Genomic DNA, 18,695 nt, shown 5'->3' on the forward strand with positions numbered 1-18,695 from the left:
GTAGATTAAATGGAATTATATACCCATTTGTTTTTCACGAAGTTCAGCTAATGTTTTACAATCGATGCATAAATCAGCCGTTGGGCGTGCTTCTAAACGGCGAATACCAATTTCAACGCCACAAGATTCACAAAAACCAAAATCATCTATTTCGATTTTCTTCAATGTTTTTTCAATTTTCTTAATGAGTCGACGTTCTCTATCGCGAGCACGTAACTCAAGACTGAACTCCTCTTCTTGAGTTGCTCGGTCAGCTGGATCTGGAAAATTTGCAGCCTCATCTTGCATGTGAGAAACAGTTTTACCCATTTCACCTTGTAATTGTGAAAGCCATGCTTCTAAGATAAGTTTAAAATGTTTCAATTGGTTAGGATTCATATACTCCTCACCTTTTGCCTCTTTATAAGGCTCAAGTCCTGCAATTGAAAGCAGGCTAAGCGAAGAGGTATTTACTTTTTGTTCCTTTTTCAAAACAATCCCCTTATGTACAGATTATTTGCAGGCGGTAAACTATAGCAATAATTTAGCCTTTGGCAAATTTTTTTTAATTATTTTTTGCGTTAAAAAGGGGTAAAATAAAACAACTCCATGTTATTAAACAAAATAATTAATTATTCCACTTTATTAAGCCATTGATAGGGCATTTAACCACTAACTCGTGCAGTTTATCGTTATCAGGTAAAATTAAATCCGGTGCGATATCAAACAGTGGATAAAGAACAAATTCTCTGTTTTTCATATGGTAATGAGGAATGGTTAATCGATCACTATCCATTATTAAATCATCATACAATAAAATATCCAAATCCAAGGTTCTTGCTCCCCAGCGGTTGTCTTTACGAATACGCCCTTGCGATTTTTCGATTGCTTGCAGTTCGTCAAGTAAAGCGATTGGTGGCAAATTTGTGGACAGTTTAATAACCGCATTGAGATAGTCGTTTTGGTCTTTAGGACCTAATGGTTTGCTACGGTAAAATGGTGAAACAGCTAAAATATGAGTATCTGGTAATTGTTTTAATGCGGTAATAGCCTGATTGGCTTGTGCAAATGGATCATCCAAATTGCTACCTAAAGCGATATAACAAATTGACATAATGGATTTAATTTTTGTGGTGTTAAATGTAATGTTATGCTCATATTTTAACATATAAATTAAAAGTAAAAAAAGAGATATCCAGAGTCTAAAAGTTATGACTAAAAGTTATTAAAATATAACCATATAGTCTTTAACTTATTACTTTTTATACGTTATGGTAATTAAGATCAGTTTCTTATATAACGATATATTTTTTGAGATGGAAAATGAATTTAGGTCAGCAATTGAGTTTTTTAATAGCGAATACCCCCATCATTAATGACCCTAAGACGATTGAATGTGCAATCAATGGTGTAATTGATTATTTTGCGAGTAGTTTACAAGCTCGTCATGAAGCCGATGTACATCGATTGCTCAATTGGATTGACAACGAAGGGGGTAACGCTAAAGCTTGGTTAGTGGGACAAAAAAAATTAGTGACAGCTCGGCAAGCGGCACTATTTAATGGTTTTCAAGCACATTGTTTAGACTATGATGATGTCCATTCAGATGTGCGTGGACATCCATCCGCCGTTATTTTATCAGCACTATTTGCTAGTGTTCAATTAGATAAAGTTCAATATTATATTGATGGTAAGCGTTTTTTAACCGCTTATGTTATTGGTATTGAAGTTATGGCGCGATTGGGCAAAAGCGTTAATCCTAAACATTATGAGAGAGGATGGCATACAACCCTTACCTTAGGCGGTATCGCTGCCACAGCCGCCATTTGTTACCTTTATAATGAACCTTTTTTGTCGCAAGCTTTGACATTGGCGGCGACTCAGGCATCTGGTCTGCGTTTGGTTATGGGTACCCCTATTAAGTTTTTACATGCAGGATTAGCCGCTCAGCATGCGATACAATCGGTTGAATGGTTACGCGTTGGAATAACTGCTGAGAGAGACTTTTTAGATGATAAATTAGGATTTTTAGCTGTTTTTGGACAGGGCAATAATTTCGATTTAAGTAAGTGGGGAGCTGTTTGGAAAATTGTTGAGCCTGGACTATGGTTTAAAACTTACTGTTTTTGTTCTGCTGCTGCGTATGTTGCTGATGCAGGTAAGCTACTTTATCAACATCAACAATTGAATGTTCACCATATTAGCCGTATTACTCTATTTTTTTCGCCAGCAAACAGCGATGCCGCATTAATCTATAATAATCCTTTATTGGCCGAGCAGGGGCGGTTTTCAGCCGAATATATTTTAGCGTTAACTCTACTAGGTATTCCTCTTACTTTTGAGCAATTCAGTCCAAATCCTATTCCAGAACAGATTCAAGTACTGATGCAAAAAATGCAGCGTAGTTATCAAATTGATCTTGCGCCCCATGCTGACGCCTATAACAGTCGTTATGTTGTGATAGAAATTGAGCTAGATACAGGGAAAAAAATTAGACAACGTATTGATGTTCCCAAAGGATCGCCTAAAAATCCTTACAACCAAACAGAGATGTTATTAAAACTAACGGATGCAATTAAAGACCACCAAAAAGCGATGGGTTTATTAACTGATATTAAAGAGTTAGCCTCAGGTTTAACCGTTAATCAATTTCTAGCACGACATTATTTAACATTGTAAAATGATACATGCTAAATGAGTTCAATTGATTTACTTGTGCTAACTAAATTTCAAAATCTATTTCATCCGTAATTTGGCGTAAAAAGCGTTGTGTCAGTTCATGTTGTGGATTATCGATAATTGATTTTGCTGGTCCTTCTTCAACAATGACGCCATTTGCCATAAAGATGATACGATCGGCAACGTATTTAGCAAACTCCATTTCGTGCGTGACAATGATCATCGTAATATGCTCTTTAGCTAGCTGTAACATCACTTGCAGCACTTCATGGACTCGTTCGGGATCGAGTGCCGATGTCGGTTCATCAAATAATAGTACTTTAGGTCTAACTGCCAGTGCTCTAGCTATGGCGACACGTTGTTGCTGACCACCTGATAAGGTGATTGGATATTGATTTGCGTACGGCAACATACCAACGCGCTCGAGTAAAGATAGCCCTTGCTGTTTGGCTTTGTCTTTACCTATTTTTTGTCCAACAATTAGTGGGTAGGTAATATTTTCTAATGCAGTTTTATTTTTAAATAAATTATAGTGTTGAAAAACCATTGCTGATTGTTTGCGTAAATTTATTTCGTCTTTACTGCGATATTGTTCACTATTTAAGGTAACCGATCCTATTTTGATTGTCCCTGTATTTGGTTTTTCCAATAAATTTAAACAACGCAACAAGGTTGATTTACCTGAACCCGATGGACCAATAATGGCTACCACTTCGCCTTGTTTAATATTTAAATTAATGTCCTTTAACACTTCATTATCAGCAAAGCGTTTAGACAAATGTGAAATAGAAATCATCACCTTTCTCCTTAACGGTGATAGGGTTTACTGAGCTTGTTCTCAAGCTTCTTTTGTATCCAAGAATAGATAACAACAGTAAACCAATAAACAATACCGACAGCCAAATAAGTTTCAAAGTAGAGGAACGAATTGGCCGTTAACATTTTCCCTGCTGCTAATAACTCTTGTACGCCAACAAAAAAAGCCACTGATGAATCTTTAAGCAATGAAATAAACATATTGCCTGTATTGGGTAGGGCATTAACCACTGCTTGTGGCAGAATAATGCCACGATAAACTTGAAAAGTACTAAGGCCTGAGGTTAAGCCAGCTTCTTTTTGCCCGTGATCGACCGATGCTAAACCAGCACGAAAGATTTCAGCTAAATAAGCCGAATATTTTAAACTAAAGCAAATAATCGCTGCTGTCGTTGCGCCCATCTGCTTTAATATCGGAAAAATTTGCGGTAACCCATAATAAATAATAAACAATAACACAACGGAAGGAATACCACGAAATAATGAAATAAATAGCGCGAACATAGCATCAATCACGATAATCTTATGATTACGTACTAATGCAATCGCTAACCCAAAAACAATGGCAAATAGGATCGAAACGATAGCAATAAAGAGTGTGACTGGCAGATAAGGTAAAATCTGCGGGAACACACTAAAAAAATAAGTTACATTAAAATTCATGAGGTAATATCTTCACCAAAATATTTAATTGCAATTTTTTTCAATGTGCCATTGGTGCGAAGTTTTTCTAAAGCCTGATTGAACTTTTCACGCAGAGCTTGGCCTTTTTCATCTTTACTAAATGGGAACGCTACTTGTTCAATAGTAATAGGATCACCGACCAATTTAAACGGTAAGCTTTTGCGTTTAATTTCGGCAAGTAAGATAGGTTTTGAATTGATATAACCATCAACACGTTGATACTCAGTATCATACATAGCACCATCTCGAGTTTCATAGGTTTTGATTGTAATATCATTATTTGGAAAAGCGTTTTTTAAATTATTAATATGATTTGAACCAAGCACACCAGCAATGGTTTTACCCTTAAAATCAGAAAGTTGGGTGATGTTTTCATTGTCTTTATGTGTAACAATTTGACTGCCATAAAAGCTGTAAGTATTGGAAAAATCATATTTGGCTTCACGTGCAGGGGTAATTGCAACTGCATTGGCAATGGTATCTAAACGTCCTGAATCAAATTGCCCCATTAAACCGCCAAATTCAGCAATCACCCACTCAACTTTATAACCGAGCTCTTTGGCGATAGCTTCAGTTATCTCAACATCAAATCCTACTAATTTATCGTTTTGTTTATAACTATTAGGATAACTTTGCCCTGTGGAACCTACTTTTAGAATATTTTGCTCGGTTGCTTGATTACTGGATTGGTTATCACAACCGACCAACGCTAAACCGGTTAATATTGCAGCAGATAATAATGTTATTATTTTATTCATTGTCTATGGCTCCTATTTTTCCATTCAGTATAGCTTTTTTGATTGAAAATTTTTTCAAAATAAACAGTAGTATGGTCTTCGGTTAAATCGGCTTGTCCAATTGGACTAAAACCTTTTTTGATATACATTTGTGCCAACCAAGGGTGATTTTGTGCTGTACCTAAAGTGACGGCTGGTAGTTTTAATTGATTAATCAGGATCTGTTGTTCTACCCAATCCCACAACTGATTGCCATAACCTTGTCCTTTATATTTGGGATCGGTTGCAAACCAACCTAAATGCGGTAATCCATAAGGTCCTGGATTATTTCCCCATGGAAAACGAATGCTTAAGGTGGAAACCAATTTACTTTCTTTTTCAAATAGATAAACTGCATTGGATTGTATATGATGATTAATTTGCTCATCATTTACTGTGGCAGCGGCAAAATGAATTCCCAAATTCGTTGTCATTTGATAAGCATTGTGTAATAAAGCCTGATACGCAGGAATATCGGACTTTGTAATTAAGCGAAAGCTCATGCTAGTACTCCACTTTGCTCAGCATAATTGATAACTTGCTGCACTTTTTCTGGTGCTGAGCCAAGATAGTTGATTGGTTCAAGCCAGCTATCAAGTTCTGCTACAGAAAATTCTTTATTCAATAATGGATCATCTAACAGTACATCTTTAAAATCTCTGTTTTGTTCAAAAGCTTGCATAGCACAGTTATACACCAGATGATGAGCAGTTTGTTTGCCTAAACGCTTACCAATTTCAAACATGACTTTTTCAGATAGCAACAGCCCATTTTGCATTAATAAATTTGCTAACATGCGATCACTATTGACTTTCAAACCTTTAAAAATAGTGAGTGCGGTCTGTAATTGAGCAGAGATGTATAAATTAATTTCGGGTAAGGCAATCCATTCTGCCCGCCAACTCATGGCATCGCGTTCATGTTCAACTTTCATCGATTCGTGGATTAGCGCAACACTTTTTAATAGGGGCGCAGTTAAGCTTGCCAAACCTTCTAAAGCTGCTGGATTACGTTTGTGAGGCATGGTAGTTGAACCGATTTTTCCTTCCGAAAACGGCTCTTCGACTTCATTAATTTCAGTACGCATTAAGTTATAAAACTCGTTGCCAATTTTGCCTAGCGTGCCACTAATTAAGGCGATGACAGAGCCATATTCCGAAAAACGGTCGCGAGCTGATTGCCAACCGATATTTGGGGTATTAAGACCAAGGCTCGATAATGCACGTGCTTCAATCATAGGACCAAAATTCCCCATTGATGCATAAGTGCAAACCGCACCACTAATGTTTCCAACTAAAACACGCTGTTTTATTTCAGTTAAACGTTGTAAATGGCGTACAAACTCATCTAACCAAACTGCTAATTTAAAACCAAATGTAGTCGGTAGGGCTTGCATACCGTGAGTGCGCCCAACCATAGGCAGATATTGATATTGTTTTGCTAATCGTTTAAGTTCAATAGCAATAAGTTTGGTATCACGTTCAACAATAGCGAAAGATTGTTTTAATTGTAAAACCGTTGCCGTATCGACAATGTCTTGAGTGGTTGCGCCGTAATGAATAAATTGTCCAGCTTCGCCCACCTGTTTTTGTAGTGCGTTAATCGTCGACATTAACGAGTGTTTCGCTTTCGCGGCTTCGTCAGAAATTTGTTGTAAAGATAATTTCGATGCATCTGCTTTTTTTACAATTTCGTCAGCTACATCAGTTGGGATCACACCTAATTCACCTTCGGCTTTTGCCAAGGCGACTTCCACATCGACTTGCTTTTCTAAACGATTTTGTTCTGACCAAATGGCTCGCATTTCACTGGTGCTAAAGTTATTCCCTAAAATTAAAAAATCTAAAACATGTGATGCCACAACAGCCCTCAATTATTTTCTATATTTCATAATTCAATTATTAATAATTAATGGATTAGCGTCTAATAATCAGTTTGTATATTGATATAACTAAAAGGAATAAAAATAGGAAATTAAATATAGAGAATTAAAGAAATAGAGGATTATCCAACATCAGTTAAAAATGAAATTATTTTTATTTAATGGGATATTTTGATTTGAGTGGATTAGGATTTTTATTATTAATCGCAATAACTAAGGAAATTTAATCATTCCCTTAGTTTTTATTTGAGATTTTGAATTATTATTCAATTTGTTAATGAGTTTTATAATACTTCAACTATTGATTCACAGAGTCTGGACATATTATCAATAGTCATTCCTGCAACATTGATTCGTCCTGAATTAACAATGTAGATGCCATAATCACTGCGTAACTTTAGAACTTGCTCTTCACTTAAGCCACTAAATGAGAACATCCCATTTTGTTTAGCAATAAAGCTAAAGTCTTGATTTGCACCTTTATCTTGTAACGTTTTAACAAATAATTGTCGCATACGATGAATGCGTTGACGCATGTTGGTTAATTCATCAATCCACTCTTCTTTTAACTCTTCATTATTTAGAATATAAGAGACAATTTTAGCTCCATGAGCTGGAGGATTAGAATAATTCGCGCGAATAATGGTTTTAACTTGACTAAAAGCACGATCGGCAATTTCGGTATTTGCAGCAATTAATGTAAATGCCCCCACACGCTCGTTATATAACCCAAAGTTTTTTGAATAGGAGCTTGCAATAAGCAATTCAGGTTGATGATTTGCAAATAATCTTAATCCATAAACGTCCTCTTCAATACCTTGCCCAAAGCCTTGATAAGCTAAATCAAACAGAGGCAACCAACCATTTTTTAACGCTAAATCAGAAATAGCTTGCCATTGTTCTGGTGTTGGATCGATACCTGTTGGGTTATGACAGCAACCATGGAATAGTACTGCTTCGCCAGCTGCGACTTGACTTAAACTGCTCATCATGGCATCAAAATCAAGACTATGTGTCTGCGGGTTATAATAGTTGTATTCTCGTACTTCAAGACCAGCGGTTTGAAATACACTACGGTGATTAGGCCAAGATGGATTACTTATCCAAATACGTTTGACTTTGGTTCGGCGAGATAAGAAATCAGCCATTATGCGCAGTGCGCCTGTTCCTCCTGGTGCTTGGGCTGTTCTAGCACGTTCATTTTTATTACCAAAAAGCAACGTTTGTGTCGCTTCATTAAATGTACTGGAACCATCAATCGGTAAATAACTTTTAGTGGTTTCGTCGGTTAATAAAAATTGTTCCGCCTTTTTTACACTTTCTAAAATAGGTGTTTTGGTGGTTTCGTCCTTGTAAACACCAACACTTAAATTAATCTTATTGGTGCGTTCATCTTTATTATAAAGATCTGCTAGCCCTAAAATGGGATCGGCTGGCGCTGCTGTTAAATATTCAAACATAATTCACCTATCTAATCTAATGACTTTTAACGCATTATATACACATTATTTTATAAGTTACAATTTAGAAAATATTTACTTTTATGGATCGACCTCAGTATTGAGTTATCGCTTGAGTTATAGCTTACTAATTGTTATTTAATTAATAACAATTAGTTTATTTAAAAAAGATGTTAAATCTTGAGTAAGTGTAGTTAACTCTCCTGTAATCAAATCTTCTTTTACAATTTCACCAGTTAAATTGTTCAAAGAAATTATTTCAGTACTTTCATCTGTTGCTGCTATAAAAATGGTTGGAACACGTTTTAATTTTTTTTGTTGGGATAAATGGGCAATTAAATTTTGTTCTAAGTTAGAAAAATCATCATCATTCCAAGCTTGGATTAAAGTTAATTTGATGTCGGCAAATTTAGCTGTCATATTGCCAGCATATTGTGTGCCATAAAAAATATGTGAAGAGGGATGTAAAGTAATGCCTACAACTTCTTCAACTATGGATAAATCTCTTGGTGGTTGTAAAGCAAACGGTTGCCAAAATACGGTAAGTTGTTCGGTTTTTAAAATACAAGGAGAAGGGATGGCATGCAATTCTTCACTTTGTGGGGCGTAATCAAATTGATTTAACCAACGAGTGGTAAATTCAATGAGTGATGTTTTTTCAGGTATGTCCATAAATTGTTTTTGTCTCTTGTTAACAGTTTTCCTTAATAATTATTATACTGATTAAGATTAGCCTTGCACCATGTAATTCATTGCTTATTTTTAATTATGTGAGATAAGCATCAGGACAAAAATTTGTAAAGAAGTTTCAGGTTAACATGATGTTTTAGTATAAAGTACTCATATCAGAAAGTGAGATTTTCTTTTTTAGTTGAACAAGAATTATGATAAATACAAAATACCTTGATAACCATTTATAAAATACCAATTTTAATTTGCTTGCTATCCTTTGCTGAAACGTTAAAATAAGAAAGGATTTTTTTATCCTTGTAATGCAGCAATGGCGTTAGACATTACAATTTTTTTTAAAAGTAAAATAGCGTAAGTAGGATTATTATAATTAAATAATATGTTTATTTTGAACAATCATGTAACGATTTAATTTGGTAGCCAAAGTCAAAAAAACTTTAGTTTATAAGTTAACCATAGAAATAATATCGATGAGTTATATGTTTAGGGATGGTTCATAAAGTGAGTGAAACTTTTGAACATTGATAATGCCTTAAATTTTAAAAAGATATTGTACAAATAATATCGGTTTCACATAATATAATAACAAAAATAACACAAATAAAATAATGAATACCATATTTGAATATTTAGTTAACAACCATTATTTATCATTGTTAAAATAAACGTTTATTATTGATAATAATATTCTACCTATAATTAATTAAGATTAATAAAGAGTGTAGAATAATGAAAAGAATGCTAATCAACGCAACTCAGCAAGAGGAGTTGCGCGTTGCGCTCGTTGATGGACAACGCTTGTATGATTTAGATATTGAAAGTCTTGGGCATGAGCAAAAAAAAGCCAATATTTATAAAGGCAAGATCACTAAAATAAACCCAAGTTTAGAAGCCGCTTTTGTCTCTTATGGTGGTGAACGAGATGGATTTTTACCATTAAAAGAGATTGCTGAAAGTTATTTCCCCGCTAATATTTCGGGTCGTCGTAGTATTAAACATCTACAAGAAGGGCAAGAAGTTCTAATCCAAATTGAAAAAGAGATCCGTGGTAAAAAAGGTGCAGCATTAACGACTTATATTAGCCTAGCGGGTAGCTATTTGGTATTGATGCCTAACGATCCCCGAGCGGGTGGTGTTTCACGCCGTATTGAAGGTGAAGATCGAGCAGATTTAAGACGCATTATTGATGCGATTGAAAAACCAAGAGGAATGGGGGTTATTGCTCGAACCGCCGGTGTAGGTAAAAGTCAGGAAGAATTACAACAAGATTTAGATGCCTTAGTCAACTATTGGACAGCTATTCAAAACGAAGCCAAAAACTACCCAGCTCCAAGCTTAATTCATAAAGAAAGTGATATTATTACCCGTGCATTTCGTGACTATTTGCGTGATGACGTGGGCGATATTTTAATTGATAACCCTAAAGTAATGGAAGTGGCTAAAAAGCGATTGGTTGATTTAGGTCGCGTTGAATATGTTAACCGTTTAAAACTTTATGAAGGTGATGTTCCATTATTTAATCATTTCCAGATTGAAGGGCAAATTGAGTCAGCATTCCAACGTGAAGTTCGCTTACCATCTGGTGGTTCAATCGTTATTGATACAACCGAAGCATTAACTGCCATTGATATTAACTCTGCTAAGTCAATTCGTGGTAGTGATATTGAAGAAACAGCGTTTAACACCAATCTTGAGGCAGCAGAGGAGATCGCTCGTCAATTACGTTTACGCGATTTAGGTGGTTTGATCGTTATTGATTTTATTGATATGACACCAATTCGTAACCAACGTGAAGTTGAAAACCGCTTAAAAGAGGCGATGAAAACTGACCGTGCCCGTATTCAAACTACGCGAATATCGCGCTTTGGTTTGCTTGAGATGTCTCGTCAACGTTTAAGTCCTTCATTACGCGAAGCAACCCATCATATTTGTCCTCGTTGTCAAGGTACGGGTACTGTACGTGATAACAATTCATTGTCTCTTTCTATTCTTCGTTTGATTCAAGAAGAAGCAATGAAAGATAATACCGTTCAAATTGATGTGATAGTCCCTGTACCAATTGCCAGTTATTTACTTAATGAAAAACGTCGAGCGATCACAAATATTGAAAAAATGCATCCTGATGTCAAAATTGTAATTGCTGGTGACGAAGAGATGGAAACCCCTCTTTATAAAGTTATTCGTAAACGTACCGGTGAAGAGACAGATATACTCAGTTATAATCTTCCTAAACTGATTCGTGAACTTGAAGAAGAGGAAGAAGAGCAAACGACAGATGTTATTGTAGAACAAGCTATATTATCAGGGCCTAAAGTCGAAGCTTATGCAACACCAAAAGTTAAAGCTGAGCCAAAAATTAAGAAATTATTTAACTTATGTAATACTATTTTAGGTAAAGTAAATAAATTATTTGCTGCTGAAAAACCTAAACCTGAGCCAGAAGTTAAACAACCATCACAAAAACGACGTGATAATCAACGTTCTAATAATCGACGCCAGCGTAATAATCGTAACAACAATGCTGTTAATAATATTATTGCTATGGTGACGCCGGCAACAGAAACCAATACGAAAGAGACGCCAAATAGAAGCAGTGGACGTCGTACAAGGCAAAACAATAATGCAAATGCATCAAATACGATAAATGCTACTGCTAAGGCAGATAAAACGGTTAATGAAGCCACAGCTATTAAGCCAAAAGAGCCTAAACCACGACGTCAACAACGTACTTTAACTAAAAGTGTCCGAGTTAAAAATAGTGAAATGATCGATCAAGTTGTCGATGAAAAAGTTATTATTCCAACTTTATTATTACCAATTATTGTTGATCAACCAATGAGTAACAATGTTGCTGATATTCAACCAAAACGTCAACGCCGTACATCTAGACATTTGCGTATGAATGGTCAGCGCAACAAGCGGCGCGTAAGAAATACTGAACAAAAACAGTCACCAATGCCATTGCCATTTGCTGCTGCATCACTCGAACTGGCCTTAGGTCGAGTATCTATTGATTATAGTCAATTGAAGCAGGAAGAACCAAAAATGACAACACAGGTGATTCCGTCGTTATTAGTACCGGTTATTATTAAAGATAATGAAGTTGTAGCGACCAATGACATTAAAGACAATACCGATATGACGTTAAGTGATACCTCAGCAAATCAAGTAAACGTTGATATGCAACCTGATTTTGAAGAGGTTAAACAAAGTAATGACAGTGAGAAGTCAGTTAATGGAACTGAACAAACAACGGGTCATTCTTCGGCTGTAATGACCAAAGCGTCAGCACCAGAATACGAAGTATCGAATGAAAGTATAAAGTCGCGTGAAGAGTCAGACTATCATTTTGATGGTAAAGGTAATGCTGGTGGTTTAAGTGCACAAGATCATGCTTATGCAGCTGCTAGTAAACCAGTAATATCAGAAGATTAATCCTTTAAATAGCTTAAAACACGGTAATAGAGAGTTGTTACCGTGTTTTATTTACTTATAATAGCGATAAAGATAAATATGATTATCTATATTTTCAAAAAAATAGTAACGTTTTTATTTATTATCTGCGTATTGACTCAGATTTGTTTCTGCTTAGTCTATTTTGCTCCACATTCAATGCTTAACTTTAATAATCTCAGTTTTGTTGATGCATATAGTGCTTTTTTTAAGCAATTACTGCAAGGTCAATTCAGATTATTATCAGGTGAAACCGTTCCATTTTTTCACACTTTATTAGCGACTTTTGAGCTTTGTATACTTGCTTTAGTGGTTGCTTTAGTAATTGGATTACCGTTAGGAATATTTCTTGGTCTGAGTAATATTAATTGGCTAAATAGTACAATTCGCTTAGGCTCGTTATTTCTATATTCTTGCCCTATAGTTATGCTTGTTGTTATTGTTATGCATTGGTTATCGCCTACTTGGACGATATCAATGAATTTTGACGTGTCGCCGTCAGTAGCAGGAACATCGTTACTTGATATTTTAATTGCATCAAAAACATTTAAATTACAAGCGCTATTTGATCAACTTCATCATTTGCTTTTGCCTATTATTATTTTAGCCATTCAACCAAGTATTATGACAATACAATTAGTGAGTCAATCAGTAAAAAGTACCTCACGTCAAAACTATATTAGAATGGCGATTATTCGTGAACGATCCCCATTTAAAGTTTTACGTCGTCATTTGTTACCTAATTCTATTCCTGCAACGATTCCACAGTTAACATACAATACGACAACGTTGCTGTTTTCGACAATGGTAATTGAAATTTTATTTAATCGTGTTGGTCTAGGGCAATGGGTGATGATTGCTTATCGCCATCATAATTATTCTATTATTGCTATTGCTATTTTGGCATGTGGTACGGTTATCAGCCTATTAACATTATTAGGTGAGATTTCCGCAGTTGCTATTTATCCATTACGCCATAAGGTAAATTATGTCTAGGGTAACTAAATTAGTTAATACTATTGTATCTTGTTTTAATAAGCTACATAGTAATGTATATTTAATTATTAGCTTTTACGGCATATTAGCAATTGCATTTGTAGCATTATCGACTAAATGGTTTTTTCATGCTCATTTAAACCCTATTTATCCCGCCTCATTACCACCAGCTTGGTGGGCGAATGGTGATTTGAATCATATTTTAGGTACTAATGCTAAAGGACAAGATATTTTCGATTATTTATTGATTGGGTATCGTTCGACCATATCCATGACATTAAAAGCCGTATTTTATGTCATTGTTATTGGTGGGCTAATTAATTACTTAATGTTTTTTATCTCTTTTTTGCGACCGTTAGTACTATTTATTTTTAAGTTTTGTATGGTTGTACCACCGCTACTCGGTGTCATTGCCATTAGCATGGTATTTGAAGATGATATTACCAATATGTTATTAGTGGTAGGATTATCTTATACACCACGCTTTATCTATAATATTCATCAACGAGCGATTAATGAATGGCACAAAACTTACATTACCGCTTATCGATTGGATGGGTTGTCACCATTTTCAATTTTTAATCACTATATCTTACCTAATATTTTACCTGTATATTTGACCGAAATTGTCTCTTTATTTGGTTCGATTATTTTGGCCATTACTACCATAACTTTTTTAGGTTTTGCCAATGATATTTCTCGTCCCGATTTGGGTATGATGATGTTTAAAATGAAAGATATTATCGGTACTAATTATTTAGCCTTTCTTGCTCCAGGATTGGCTGTGGTCGTTACCATTACTTTGGTCTATTTATTCAATTTTGGATTATATGGCCGACGAGCAGGGCATTAATTATGGCTTTGTTAGATATTCGAAATTTAACCATAGAATTTATTACACCTGATGGTTTGCTTCGTGCAATCGATCGTGTAAGCTTAAAATTATCTGAAGGTGAAATTCGTGGTTTAGTTGGGGAGTCTGGTTCAGGAAAAAGCCTTATTGCTAAAGCCATTTTAGGGGTGACTAATCACAACTGGAAAATTTCGGCTGATCGTTTTCATTTTAATGATATTGATCTATTAAAACTGACTCCTAAACAACGTCGAAAAGTGATTAGTGATAATGTTTCTATGATATTTCAAGAACCACAATCATGTTTAGATCCCTCAATGAAAATTGGTCAACAACTCATAAATGCCATTCCAAGAAGAACATTTAAAGGGCATTGGTGGCAAAGATTCTTCTGGCGTAAAAATCGTGCTATTGAATTGTTGCATCGGGTAGGAATTAAAGACCATAAAGAGATATTGAAATCTTATCCATTTGAATTAACTGAGGGAGAGTGCCAGAAAGTAATGATTGCCATTGCTCTGGCTAATCGACCTAAATTATTAATTGCCGATGAACCTACTAATTCAATGGAAGCAACAACTGAGGCACAAATATTTAGACTTCTTGCAAGTATGAACCAAAATATTGGTACCACTATTCTTCTTATCAGTCATGATTTACAAATGGTGACACGATGGACAGATCGTATTAGTGTATTGTATTGTGGGCAAACGGTAGAAGTTGCTGATAGTGAGGATTTAATTAAATCACCTTATCATCCTTATACCCAAGCTTTAATTTATGCTATTCCTGATTTTGGTAAAGCGATGCCCCATAAAAGTCCCCTCAATACTTTACCGGGAGTGATTCCATCTCTTGAACATTTGCCGATAGGTTGCCGGTTAGGACCGCGTTGTCCTTATGCTCAAAAAAAGTGTATTCAAGCCCCTGAGTTAATACCGATAAAGGATCACTCAGTAGCTTGCCATTTTCCGTTAAATACGGATGAGTAGTAAATAATAGGAATATATGATGAGTCCAATATTAAAAGTGCGTAACTTATCTAAACAATTTAAAGTTCCTAAAGGTCTTTTAGGGCATTTACGGATTGATGCGGTTAAGCCATTGTCGTTTTCTCTAAGTGAAGGTAAAACATTGGCCATTATTGGACAAAATGGCTCCGGAAAGTCAACCTTAGCAAAAATGTTAGTTGGTATGTTAAAACCTGACAGTGGCGATATCTGGATTGATGGTAATAAAGTTGAATATGGTGATTATAGTTACCGTTGCCAACTTATTCGCATGATATTTCAACATGTCGAAAGCTCTTTTGATCCAAGATTACGCATTGGTCAATTGTTAGAAATCCCATTAAAACATAATACTAAATATAATGCTCAAGAACGTGAAAAGTTAATTAGTGAAGTCTTAAAGCAAGTTGGATTGTTACCTGAACATGCTTCTTATTATCCTTCGGTAATGGCGGCGGGACAAAAGCAACGAGTGGCATTAGCTCGAGCATTAATTCTGAAACCTAAAGTGATAATTTTAGATGAAGCTCTAGCTGCTCTAGATATTTCAATGCGTTCGCAAATTGTGAATTTAATGTTATCGCTGCAAGCGGAGCAAAATATTTCTTATGTATACGTTACTCAAGATATAGGGATGATGAAACATATCAGCGATGAAATTTTAGTGATGCATAATGGCGAGCTAGTTGAATATGGTAATACGGCTGAAGTATTAGCTTCACCATTAAGTGACATTACCCAAAAATTAATTAATAGCTATTTTGGCGAAGCATTAACCGCTGATACTTGGCGTACTGACACTCGTGCTTTCTAAGATTTCATGTCTTTAACAGCCATTTTACTGTGACAACCATTCAAGTATTATCTCCTATTGAATTCGCTACTATACTGATTTTTTAAATCTTATTTCTATTATTGTTCAATAAAAATCTCGACAAATATTATAAAACCCACTATATTTAGCTATACAGATATCTAGACGTCTATTTTAACTGTTCAAAAATAACTGATTATTTTAGGAGCTGTTGTTATGCCTATTTGTATTCCAGACTCATTGCCCGCTGTTGATGTATTACGCAATGAAAATGTATTTATTATGACTTCATCGCGTGCCAAAACCCAAGAAATTAGACCTCTTAAGCTTCTCTTTCTCAATTTAATGCCTAAAAAAATCGAGACTGAAAATCAATTTTTTCGGCTTTTATCGAATTCACCTTTACAAGTGAATGTTCAATTATTGCGGATTGATCAGCGCGAATCAAAAAATACACCAATGGAACATTTAAATAGCTTTTATTGTGATTTTGATGATATTCGACATCAGAATTTTGATGGACTTATTATAACGGGAGCACCATTAGGAAAAGTACCTTTCTCTGATGTGGTTTATTGGCCTAAATTAGCTGAAATTATTACTTGGGCAAAAGAACATGTAACTTCAACAATGTTTGTTTGTTGGGCTGTGCAGGCTGCTTTAAACGTTTTGTATGATTTGCCAAAATTTACTCGCAGCCAGAAATTATCAGGCGTTTATCAACATCACATTATTCAGCCGAATGCGATTTTATCTCGAGGATTTGACGATACCTTTTTAGCACCGCATTCACGTAATGCTGATTTCCCCAAAGATAAAATCATAAATTACACCGATTTAACAATTTTAGCCGAGTCCGATATTACAGGACCTTATCTAATGACCACGGCAGATAAACGCATGGCATTTGTAACAGGGCATCCAGAATACGACTCTTTTACCTTAGCCAATGAATATTTTCGTGATATTAAAGCCGGTATAGAACCCAATATTCCAGAAAATTATTTTCCTGATAATAATCCAAATCTGACCCCTAAAGCCACATGGCGTAGTCATGCTTATTTACTATTTAGTAATTGGCTTAACTATTACGTCTATCAATTAACACCATATGATTTAACAACACGTAATATGACGGTTGATGATTAAAAGAAAGTTAATTTACAAAGCTTGTTTGTATATAGATGTGGAGAATATCGATTATGGAAAATAACTAAAAATTTGTAAATAAAACATGCTGTTCACTGGTGAACGTAAAATAAAAAAGAAAACCATTTAATAGATAAATAAAATTCTAAAATATAGATATTCTTCAATCTATTATTGATTTTGTAGTATAGGAAATAAAAATAAGATTAATGAAATATTATAAACTCAGTACTCAAAAAAAATGGCAATATTGGTAACAACCCGTTTCCGAAAATCATTTAGTTAGCTATAACTTTATTGATTTATGCAGAACGCAATTACAAGAATCTAGTTTTGAAAAAGCTCGTTTTGATTATAGTTCTGCTTAAGATGGAGTAATTAAATATTGCATTAATTATCCTAATCAAGTTAATAGATCTATGGAATGCTATATAAACTATATTTTTATTATGGCTATAGTCACTATCGTCATGATAATGCCAAAGTTATCCAAGCTTTAAAAGAAGCGCTCACTACCGATAGAGCGCTATTATTTGATTTAGTGGAATTAACTTATGAAATAAACTTGGTAATATAATTAGAAAATAAAATCCTACACAAATTAACATCAACTGAAATACGTGAACAAGAACTGTTTTTTATTGATGAAAAGAACTAGAAAGAATTTAACTTAGAAAACTTACCGAATAAACCCTCTACATTATTTCATAGCGGAACTCAAAAAGTTATTTACCAAGTTTACACTGATAGTAAATACATCCATGCCCCTTATTTATTATTGCAACCAATATCAAAAGAGGACTAGGAAAAACATATTAAAGCAATCAATCCTAATGAGTTATAATTTCCGATAAATTATATGTTTTTTAAAAGAGTAAATAAAATGTCTATATATAAAATACTTAATCCAGAAAGAAATCTACTCAACATAATAGAAGAGATTAGCTCTTGAATGTAGGCATTATAGGTAACAATATCCAGAGATAAGAGTAAATAATCAATTAGAAAAAAACTGTTCAAATATTCATTTATTTGTTGCATTTTGGTTTGAAAACGAATCAGTAGAAATAATTAATAAATTGAAACTATTTGCTGATTAATCATTATCAAGGTGCTCTTAAATGGGAACTTCGTGAGCATAAGCGGGCATATCTACCCGTAACAAACTTGGTAATAATTATTTTATTTAATATACAATAAGTTATTAAAACATCCAGTTCTTATATCCAGTAAATTTGGATTTAGAGTATTCTTTTTGATATTTATTTTGCCGAAAATAAGTAGTTTTTCTGACTGTATACTTATAGGCAATAAGAAATTACCGATTTGGTCGCCTTATTTTGACTTTTTTCCGCTTATTAGTCTTTTAAACAAGTATTCATTAAACGAAAAAGTATGAAATCAATCAATTTAAAAAGCTAAGGATAAAATCTTAGTAATTGTAAAAAACAAAA

Annotated in this window: 17 protein-coding genes and 1 pseudogene; 9 read left to right on the forward strand and 9 right to left on the reverse strand. The window is 34.5% G+C overall.

Features of this window, described 5'->3' with window-relative positions; translation table 11 throughout:
• Nucleotides 1-15: 15 nt before the first annotated feature.
• Nucleotides 16-471, reverse strand: coding sequence for an RNA polymerase-binding protein DksA (gene dksA / locus AC5LW9_RS02725; protein ID WP_065604032.1), 456 nt, complete (start codon nt 469-471; stop codon nt 16-18).
• Between the two features lie 136 nt (nt 472-607).
• Nucleotides 608-1,093, reverse strand: coding sequence for a 2-amino-4-hydroxy-6-hydroxymethyldihydropteridine diphosphokinase (gene folK / locus AC5LW9_RS02730; protein WP_493456293.1), 486 nt, complete (start codon nt 1,091-1,093; stop codon nt 608-610).
• Between the two features lie 209 nt (nt 1,094-1,302).
• Between folK and AC5LW9_RS02735 the strand changes: the two genes are divergently transcribed.
• Nucleotides 1,303-2,658, forward strand: a complete 1,356-nt coding sequence (locus tag AC5LW9_RS02735) for an MmgE/PrpD family protein (RefSeq protein ID WP_493456294.1) — start codon at nt 1,303-1,305, stop codon at nt 2,656-2,658.
• A gap of 43 nt (nt 2,659-2,701) precedes the next feature.
• Here AC5LW9_RS02735 and AC5LW9_RS02740 read toward each other — a convergent pair whose 3' ends face one another.
• From AC5LW9_RS02740 to syd, 7 genes are all read right to left on the reverse strand, one after another.
• Nucleotides 2,702-3,454, reverse strand: a complete 753-nt coding sequence (locus tag AC5LW9_RS02740; protein WP_086326678.1) for an amino acid ABC transporter ATP-binding protein — start codon at nt 3,452-3,454, stop codon at nt 2,702-2,704.
• Between the two features lie 11 nt (nt 3,455-3,465).
• A complete protein-coding gene (locus AC5LW9_RS02745) occupies nt 3,466-4,137 on the reverse strand; it encodes an amino acid ABC transporter permease (protein ID WP_144092899.1) in 672 nt (223 codons plus the stop codon).
• Nucleotides 4,134-4,916: an amino acid ABC transporter substrate-binding protein gene (locus AC5LW9_RS02750; protein ID WP_493456295.1), complete on the reverse strand. Its 783-nt coding sequence runs from the start codon at nt 4,914-4,916 to the stop codon at nt 4,134-4,136. The genes AC5LW9_RS02745 and AC5LW9_RS02750 overlap by 4 nt, the downstream gene beginning before the upstream one ends.
• A complete protein-coding gene (locus tag AC5LW9_RS02755; protein WP_086308333.1) occupies nt 4,913-5,437 on the reverse strand; it encodes a GNAT family N-acetyltransferase in 525 nt (174 codons plus the stop codon). The genes AC5LW9_RS02750 and AC5LW9_RS02755 overlap by 4 nt, the downstream gene beginning before the upstream one ends.
• Nucleotides 5,434-6,795, reverse strand: coding sequence for an adenylosuccinate lyase (gene purB, locus AC5LW9_RS02760; RefSeq protein WP_493456296.1), 1,362 nt, complete (start codon nt 6,793-6,795; stop codon nt 5,434-5,436). The genes AC5LW9_RS02755 and purB overlap by 4 nt, the downstream gene beginning before the upstream one ends.
• Nucleotides 6,796-7,100: 305 nt before the next feature.
• Nucleotides 7,101-8,276 carry an amino acid aminotransferase gene (locus tag AC5LW9_RS02765; protein WP_493456297.1) on the reverse strand — a complete coding sequence of 392 codons (1,176 nt, stop codon included), beginning with the start codon at nt 8,274-8,276 and terminating at the stop codon, nt 7,101-7,103.
• A 138-nt stretch (nt 8,277-8,414) separates the two neighbouring features.
• The gene (gene syd / locus AC5LW9_RS02770; protein ID WP_493456298.1) at nt 8,415-8,948 is read right to left on the reverse strand and encodes a SecY-interacting protein; all 534 of its coding nucleotides are present in this window, start codon (nt 8,946-8,948) and stop codon (nt 8,415-8,417) included.
• Between the two features lie 747 nt (nt 8,949-9,695).
• On the opposite strand from syd, the pseudogene rne reads away from it, so the two are divergent.
• From rne to AC5LW9_RS02810, 8 genes and pseudogenes are all read left to right on the forward strand, one after another.
• Nucleotides 9,696-11,687: pseudogene (gene rne, locus AC5LW9_RS02775) on the forward strand (ribonuclease E); the annotation flags it as partial.
• Between the two features lie 552 nt (nt 11,688-12,239).
• Nucleotides 12,240-12,401 (forward strand): hypothetical protein, encoded by a 162-nt coding sequence (locus tag AC5LW9_RS02780; RefSeq protein ID WP_444875072.1) that lies wholly within the window; start codon nt 12,240-12,242, stop codon nt 12,399-12,401.
• Nucleotides 12,402-12,479: 78 nt separating this feature from the next.
• Complete coding sequence (locus AC5LW9_RS02785) at nt 12,480-13,415, forward strand: ABC transporter permease subunit (protein ID WP_198236829.1); 936 nt, start codon at nt 12,480-12,482, stop codon at nt 13,413-13,415.
• Nucleotides 13,408-14,268: an ABC transporter permease subunit gene (locus AC5LW9_RS02790; RefSeq protein ID WP_144092887.1), complete on the forward strand. Its 861-nt coding sequence runs from the start codon at nt 13,408-13,410 to the stop codon at nt 14,266-14,268. Before AC5LW9_RS02785 ends, AC5LW9_RS02790 begins: the two co-directional genes overlap by 8 nt.
• 2 nt (nt 14,269-14,270) lie before the next feature.
• Complete coding sequence (gene sapD, locus AC5LW9_RS02795; RefSeq protein ID WP_086308330.1) at nt 14,271-15,260, forward strand: putrescine export ABC transporter ATP-binding protein SapD; 990 nt, start codon at nt 14,271-14,273, stop codon at nt 15,258-15,260.
• A gap of 16 nt (nt 15,261-15,276) precedes the next feature.
• A complete protein-coding gene (locus tag AC5LW9_RS02800) occupies nt 15,277-16,092 on the forward strand; it encodes a peptide ABC transporter ATP-binding protein (protein WP_086326760.1) in 816 nt (271 codons plus the stop codon).
• Between the two features lie 216 nt (nt 16,093-16,308).
• The gene (gene metA, locus AC5LW9_RS02805) at nt 16,309-17,241 is read left to right on the forward strand and encodes a homoserine O-succinyltransferase MetA (RefSeq protein WP_493456299.1); all 933 of its coding nucleotides are present in this window, start codon (nt 16,309-16,311) and stop codon (nt 17,239-17,241) included.
• Between the two features lie 424 nt (nt 17,242-17,665).
• Entirely contained in the window at nt 17,666-17,818 is a 153-nt protein-coding gene (locus tag AC5LW9_RS02810) for a hypothetical protein (RefSeq protein WP_198228996.1), read from the forward strand.
• Nucleotides 17,819-18,695 lie beyond the last annotated feature (877 nt).

This window comes from Gilliamella sp. LMG 34360, assembly GCF_984568995.1.